A 6709-nucleotide genomic window follows, 5' to 3' on the forward strand; every position below is an offset into this window, starting at 1 on the left:
GGAACCGAAATGTCTGAGCAACAACCATCTGGGCAGCAGCCACAGGGCGCAGAACACGCGCAGGAACTTAACAACGAGCTGAAAGCGCGTCGTGAGAAGCTGGCCCTTTTGCGTGATAAAGGCATCGCTTTCCCGAACGATTTCCGTCGTGATAGCATTTCCGATGCACTGCACGCTGCGTACGGCGATAAAGAAAATGAAGAGCTGGAAGCACTGAACATCGAGGTTACCGTTGGTGGCCGTATGATGACCCGTCGTATCATGGGCAAAGCCTCCTTCGTGACTCTGCAAGACGTCGGCGGTCGCATTCAGCTGTATGTTTCGCGTGACGATCTGCTTGAAGGTCAGTACAACGAAGAGTTCAAGAAGTGGGACCTTGGGGATATCCTCGGTGCTCGCGGCAAGTTGTTCAAAACCAAGACCGGCGAACTTTCTATCCACGTGACTGAACTGCGCCTGTTGACCAAAGCGCTGCGTCCGTTGCCAGACAAGTTCCACGGCCTTGCCGATCAGGAAACCCGTTACCGTCAGCGTTACCTTGATCTGATCGCTAACGACGATTCGCGTAACACTTTCAAAATCCGTTCACAAATCATGGCTGGCATCCGCAAGTTCATGGTTGAGCAGGACTTTATGGAAGTAGAAACGCCGATGATGCAGGTGATCCCGGGCGGTGCGTCTGCGCGTCCGTTTATCACTCACCACAATGCGCTGGACATCGACATGTATCTGCGTATTGCGCCAGAGCTTTACCTCAAGCGCCTGGTAGTGGGCGGCTTTGATCGCGTATTCGAGATTAACCGTAACTTCCGTAACGAAGGCGTCTCTCCGCGTCACAATCCAGAGTTCACCATGATGGAACTCTACATGGCGTATGCGGATTACCGTGACCTGATTGTGTTGACCGAATCTCTGTTCCGCACCCTGACTGAAACTGTTCTTGGCAGCAGCGTTGTGCAGTATGGCGATCAGACCTTCGACTTCGGCAAGCCGTTCACCAAGCTGACCATGACAGAAGCAATTCTGAAATACCGTCCTGAGACTAACGTGGAAGACTTGGCCGATATGGCTAAAGCGACCGTTATCGCGGAGTCTTTGGGTATCAAGATCGAGAAAAGCTGGGGTCTGGGCCGCGTAGTTTGTGAAATCTTCGAAGAAACAGCAGAAAGTCACCTGATTCAGCCGACCTTCATTACTGAATATCCGGCAGAGGTTTCTCCGCTGGCTCGACGTAATGACGAAAATCCTGAAGTGACCGATCGCTTCGAGTTCTTCATTGGTGGACGTGAAATCGGTAACGGCTTCTCCGAGCTGAATGATGCAGAAGATCAGGCACAGCGTTTCGCCGATCAGGTTGCCGCGAAAGATGCTGGCGATGACGAAGCGATGTTCTACGATGAAGATTACGTCACTGCGCTTGAACACGGTATGCCACCAACCGCCGGCCTCGGCATTGGTATTGACCGTATGGTTATGCTGTTCACCAACAGCCACACCATCCGCGATGTTATTCTGTTCCCGGCAATGCGCCCACAGAAATAATTTTGCAACTCCCTCCTCTGTATGAGGGGGGAGCACTTCTGCCGTACTATCCCTCTGAAGTAAATCTGTTTTTTACCGACCAAGCTCGGCTGGAAAACCTTTTTATGTCCAAATTTCATTAAAAATTATCTGTAATAATTATCAGGTAATTTGCATTATCTCACCACGATTTTACAAGAAGAAACATTTATTGGCATCAATCGCCAATTACACTCATTAACATTGTGGTAAAATTTTTACATATTCTTCCTTTTCTCTAAGGAAGAAATTAACAACTTATAGCGCTTGTAATAGGCGTATAACAATTTCCTCAACTTTTTTGGTTATCACAACACCTGCTATGTCGTCTAAAAATACTGGAAATTCCCGTAGAGACTTCCTTCTCAAAACCATTGCAATTGCACCTGCCGTGGCTTTAAATGGAACCGGTTTCATGGCAATGTCTGCGCCTGCTCAGGCCAATGATGCGAAACCGTCCGATTCATCGGCTGCCGTGAAGGCTCCTGATTATCATCCAACCAAATTCACCGCCGAAGAGTATGCGTTTTTACAAGCTGCCGTCGCGCGTTTGATACCTGCTGACGATCGCGGTGCTGGCGCGCTGGAAGCCGGTGTTCCCGAATTTATCGACCGCCAGATGGATACGCCTTACGCAACCGGTGCCAACTGGTATATGCAGGGTCCGTTCCACCCGGAGGCCGAGCACGACTTCGGTTATCAGCTGCCGTTGGGGCCTTTCGCCATTTATCAGCTGGGTATCGCTGACGCAAATGACTACGCGAAAGACAAGTTCGGTAAGGTATTCAAAGATCTGAATAATGATCAGCAAGAGCAGCTGCTGGGCGAATTTGAGAGCGGTAAAGCCGAGTTCAAACAGGTTCCAAGCAAGGTTTTCTTCTCTTTCCTACTGCAAAACACTCGAGAAGGCTTCTTCAGCGATCCGATCCACGGTGGCAATCACCAGATGGTCGGCTGGAAGTTAATTGGATTCCCCGGTGCCCGTGCAGACTTTATGGACTGGGTTGAACGCGGCGAACGTTATCCGTTCCCGCCGGTGTCTATCAGTGGTGAAAGAGCGTAACTATGTCTAAAACAATGCAAAAAGTGGATGCCGTAATCGTTGGTTTCGGTTGGGCAGGCTCGATCATGGCCAAAGAACTGACTGAAGCGGGTCTGAGCGTAGTTGCGCTTGAACGTGGACCAAGTCGTGATACTTATCCAGACGGCGCCTATCCGCAGGTTGTGGATGAGCTGACCTACAACATCCGTAAAAAGCTGTTCCAGGATTTGTCCAAAAGCACCGTGACCATTCGTCATAACATGACTCAGACCGCTATGCCTTATCGCCAGCTTAACGCGTTCCTTCCTGGAACCGGTACCGGCGGTGCAGGTCTTCACTGGTCGGGGGTGCATTTCCGTGTCGATCCAGCCGAATTGAACCTGCGCAGCCACTATGAGCAGCGATATGGTAAGAAATTTATACCGGAAGGTATGACTATTCAGGATTTCGGAGTTAACTACAACGAGTTAGAGCCGTTTTTCGACAAAGCTGAAAAAGTGTTTGGGACTTCCGGTTCACCATGGACCATTAAAGGGCAGCAGCAGCCTGGCGCGCAAGGTACAGGCAACCCGTTTGCTCCCGACCGCTCTGATAAATTCCCGCTGCCGGCACAAAAGCGTACCTATTCTGCACAACTTTTTGCACAAGCGGCCGAAGCGGTGGGTTATCACCCATACGACCTGCCTTCTGCCAATACCTCTGGCCCGTACACCAACACTTATGGCGCGCAAATGGGCCCGTGCAACTTCTGCGGTTATTGCAGCGGTTACGCGTGTTACATGTATTCCAAGGCTTCACCGAACGTCAACATCCTGCCTTCACTGCGCCAGGAGTCCCAGTTTGAGCTGCGCAATAACTCTTACGTGCTGCGCGTGAATCTGACCGATGATAAAAAACGCGCTACTGGCGTGACTTATGTTGACGCACTTGGCCAGCAGGTTGAGCAGCCGGCAGATCTGGTGATCCTCTCCGCATTTCAGTTCCATAACGTACACCTGATGCTGCTGTCTGGTATCGGTAAGCCTTACGACCCGGTAACCAATGAAGGCGTAGTAGGTCGTAACTTTGCCTATCAAAACCTGACAACGATCAAAGCCTTCTTTGAGACTGACAAGTTCACCAACACCTTTATCGGTGCCGGTGGTAACGGTGTGGCGGTTGACGATTTTAACGCCGACAACTTTGACCATGGTAAATACGGTTTCGTTGGCGGTTCACCATTCTGGGTCAACCAGGCCGGTTCAAAACCAATTTCAGGTGTGGCGACTCCTCCGGGCACGCCGAACTGGGGCAGTAAATGGAAAGCTGCGGTAGCGGACTCTTACACCCATAACGTCTCGATGGACGCCCACGGTGCGCACCAGTCTTATCGCGCGAACTATTTGGATCTTGATCCAACCTACAAAGACATTTATGGCCAGCCGCTGCTGCGTATGACCTTTGACTGGCAGCCAAACGACATCAAAATGTCGCAGTTTATGCACGACAAAATGCACAAAATTGCCGTTGCGATGAATCCGAAGCTGATCTCTGGCTCGCCTAAAACTGCCGATACGCATTTTGACAGCACAGTTTATCAGACAACTCACATGAATGGCGGCGCCATCATGGGTGAAGATCCTAAAACCAGTGCCATCAACCGCTATCTGCAAAGCTGGGATGTGCATAACGTCTTTGTTCCAGGCGCGTCGGCGTTCCCGCAAGGTTTGGGCTATAACCCAACCGGCATGGTTGCTGCGTTAACCTATTGGTCTGCAAAAGCAATTCGCGAGACCTATCTGAAAAACCCAGGCCCATTGGTTCAGGCATAAGGAAATCGCTATGAAAACATTACTTTCTGCCTTGTTCCTGGGCTCGGTGGCCTTTGCCGCGCTGGCCGATGACACTACCGGTACTGATTTGATCAAACGCGGTGAATATCTGGCAAAGGCCGGTGACTGCGTGGCATGTCACACCACGGAAGGCGGAAAACCTTTCGCTGGTGGTCTGAAGATGGTGACGCCGATCGGTGCAATTTATTCCACTAACATCACGCCGGATAAAACTAACGGCATCGGTGACTATACGCTGGAAGATTTCGAAAACGCGGTGCGTAAAGGTGTAGCGAAGAACGGCCAGACGCTGTATCCGGCGATGCCTTTCCCTTCTTACTCCGTGGTCAGCGATGAAGATATGAAGGCGCTGTATGCCTACTTCATGCACGGTGTTCAGCCGGTGGCGCAACCAAACCGTGATAGCGATATTCCATGGCCACTGTCGATGAGATGGCCGCTGGCAATCTGGCGAACCGCTTTTGCTCCAAAAGTGCAGCCTTTTGCCGGAAAAATGAATGAAGATCCGCAATTGGCACGTGGACGCTACTTGGTTGAAGGTCTGGGACACTGTGGCGCTTGCCACACGCCTCGCAGCATCACCATGCAGGAAAAAGCCATGAATAACGACGATGGCAACGAGTTCCTGTCTGGTAGCGCGGCCCCGATTGACGGCTATACCGCGAGCAATCTACGCGGCGACAACCGTGACGGATTGGGACGCTGGAGCGAAGACGACCTGGTGCAGTTCCTGCGTACCGGCCGTAATGACCACACCGCCGTATTTGGTGGCATGACCGACGTGGTTAAGCACAGCTTGCAATACCTGACGCCTGAAGATGCGACGGCTATCGCTAAGTATCTAAAGTCATTGGATATTAAAGACAGCAGCACGCCTGTCTTTACACCTGACGACACTGAAGCGAAAGCGTTGTGGAAAGGCGATGACAGCAAAACGGGTGCTTCGGTATACGTAGACAGCTGCGCCGCTTGCCATAAAACCGACGGTACTGGTTACAAACGCTTCTTCCCTGAGCTTAAGGGCAACCCGGTTGTATTGGCGAAGGATCCTGCTTCGTTGATCCACATTGTGTTGACCGGTAACACTTTGCCAGGCGTGATTGGTGCCCCGTCGAATATCACCATGCCTGCATTCGGCTGGCGTTTGAACAACCAGCAAGTTGCTGATGTAGTGAACTTTATCCGTACTAGCTGGGGCAACACTGCTGGGGATAAGGTCACCGCTGACGATGTTAAAAAGGTCCGTGAAGATAAAAACGTCATCACCGATCCAAAACAGCTGGGCAGTCAGAATATTGAAATGTTGCTTCCGCTTAAGTAAACGTTGAGGTTGATTGAATAGACCTAAAAGGGGTTGCCTGCGATGCAGGTAATCCCTTTATTTTGATCTAAATGCTTAAAAATCTGACATTTATCTAGATGCTTCCTTGCCACCACCGCGTAACTCGATATAATGCGAGACATACACCGAAGCGGGTGTAGTTCAATGGTAGAACGGTAGCTTCCCAAGCTGCATACGAGGGTTCGATTCCCTTCACCCGCTCCAGAAGCAGTTCTCAGAGCATCCGTAATTATCCTGAAAAATCAATAAAATCAGTATATTAACCCCCATTATCACTATATTCGGCTCTTATTCCTTTACACGGAATAAAAATTAGAGCAGATGCAAATGCATAAAATAATAATTTTTTATTTCTCATGCCCATTTTTATAAAAATTAAAAAGGTATGGGAATGGTTGGTGGAATGAAATAAATAAGGGTAAAAGTCACGGGGTTTTAAAAAAACTTTAAACCATCACGAATTTTTATTTCTGACTAGCTTCCTTAATCCATGATAACTACAGCGAGTAATCCTATGAAAACGTTGAACGATGACTGATAAAACATGAGGGGCAAGGTTCCTGATACAGCTATTACTGCGGTTCTTCGGAGTGAGTTATTATTATAGGTATGGGCAACGACAGCGAGAAGAAAACCTAAGGCCATACTCAAGTAGTCATGTTTATATAAAATGCTATGTAATATAAAAGGGTTGATTATTAAAAGAGAAGCGATGAAGATTGCATGTGGAACTTCTATTATACTGAGGTGTTTCTTGGAAATTAGTGCTGAGAGAGCTAACAAAAAGCATGACGCAATCGTGGTATAAGTAAATAGATTATGATGAGCGGAAGTGTGATTCTTTAATACAAAACTTGGGCGTAATGTAATGGTTTTGATATTTTAATCTAGAAGGAAGTCGAGTTTTCTTAAAGCATCCGATAGCTATTAATT

General features: G+C 49.0%; 5 protein-coding genes and 1 tRNA gene. 5 read left to right on the top strand and 1 reads right to left on the bottom strand.

Going from position 1 to position 6709, the window contains the following annotated elements:
• Positions 1-9: 9 nt before the first annotated feature.
• From lysS to SPM24T3_RS16630, 5 genes are all read left to right on the top strand, one after another.
• Positions 10-1542 carry a lysine--tRNA ligase gene (gene lysS, locus SPM24T3_RS16610; RefSeq protein ID WP_009637952.1) on the top strand — a complete coding sequence of 511 codons (1533 nt, stop codon included), beginning with the start codon at positions 10-12 and terminating at the stop codon, positions 1540-1542.
• A 340-nt stretch (positions 1543-1882) separates the two neighbouring features.
• Entirely contained in the window at positions 1883-2623 is a 741-nt protein-coding gene (locus SPM24T3_RS16615) for a gluconate 2-dehydrogenase subunit 3 family protein (RefSeq protein ID WP_037378908.1), read from the top strand.
• A gap of 2 nt (positions 2624-2625) precedes the next feature.
• Positions 2626-4413 (top strand): GMC family oxidoreductase, encoded by a 1788-nt coding sequence (locus SPM24T3_RS16620; RefSeq protein WP_009637954.1) that lies wholly within the window; start codon positions 2626-2628, stop codon positions 4411-4413.
• 10 nt (positions 4414-4423) lie between these two features.
• Entirely contained in the window at positions 4424-5755 is a 1332-nt protein-coding gene (locus SPM24T3_RS16625) for a cytochrome c (protein WP_009637955.1), read from the top strand.
• Positions 5756-5906: 151 nt separating this feature from the next.
• A tRNA-Gly gene (locus SPM24T3_RS16630) sits at positions 5907-5980 on the top strand.
• A 279-nt stretch (positions 5981-6259) separates the two neighbouring features.
• Here the strand turns inward: SPM24T3_RS16630 and SPM24T3_RS26170 are convergent.
• Positions 6260-6655 (bottom strand): glucosyltransferase domain-containing protein, encoded by a 396-nt coding sequence (locus SPM24T3_RS26170; protein WP_083836270.1) that lies wholly within the window; start codon positions 6653-6655, stop codon positions 6260-6262.
• Positions 6656-6709: the final 54 nt, after the last annotated feature.

The sequence above is a fragment of the Serratia sp. M24T3 genome, assembly GCF_000257645.1.
GTDB lineage: Bacteria > Pseudomonadota > Gammaproteobacteria > Enterobacterales > Enterobacteriaceae > Rouxiella.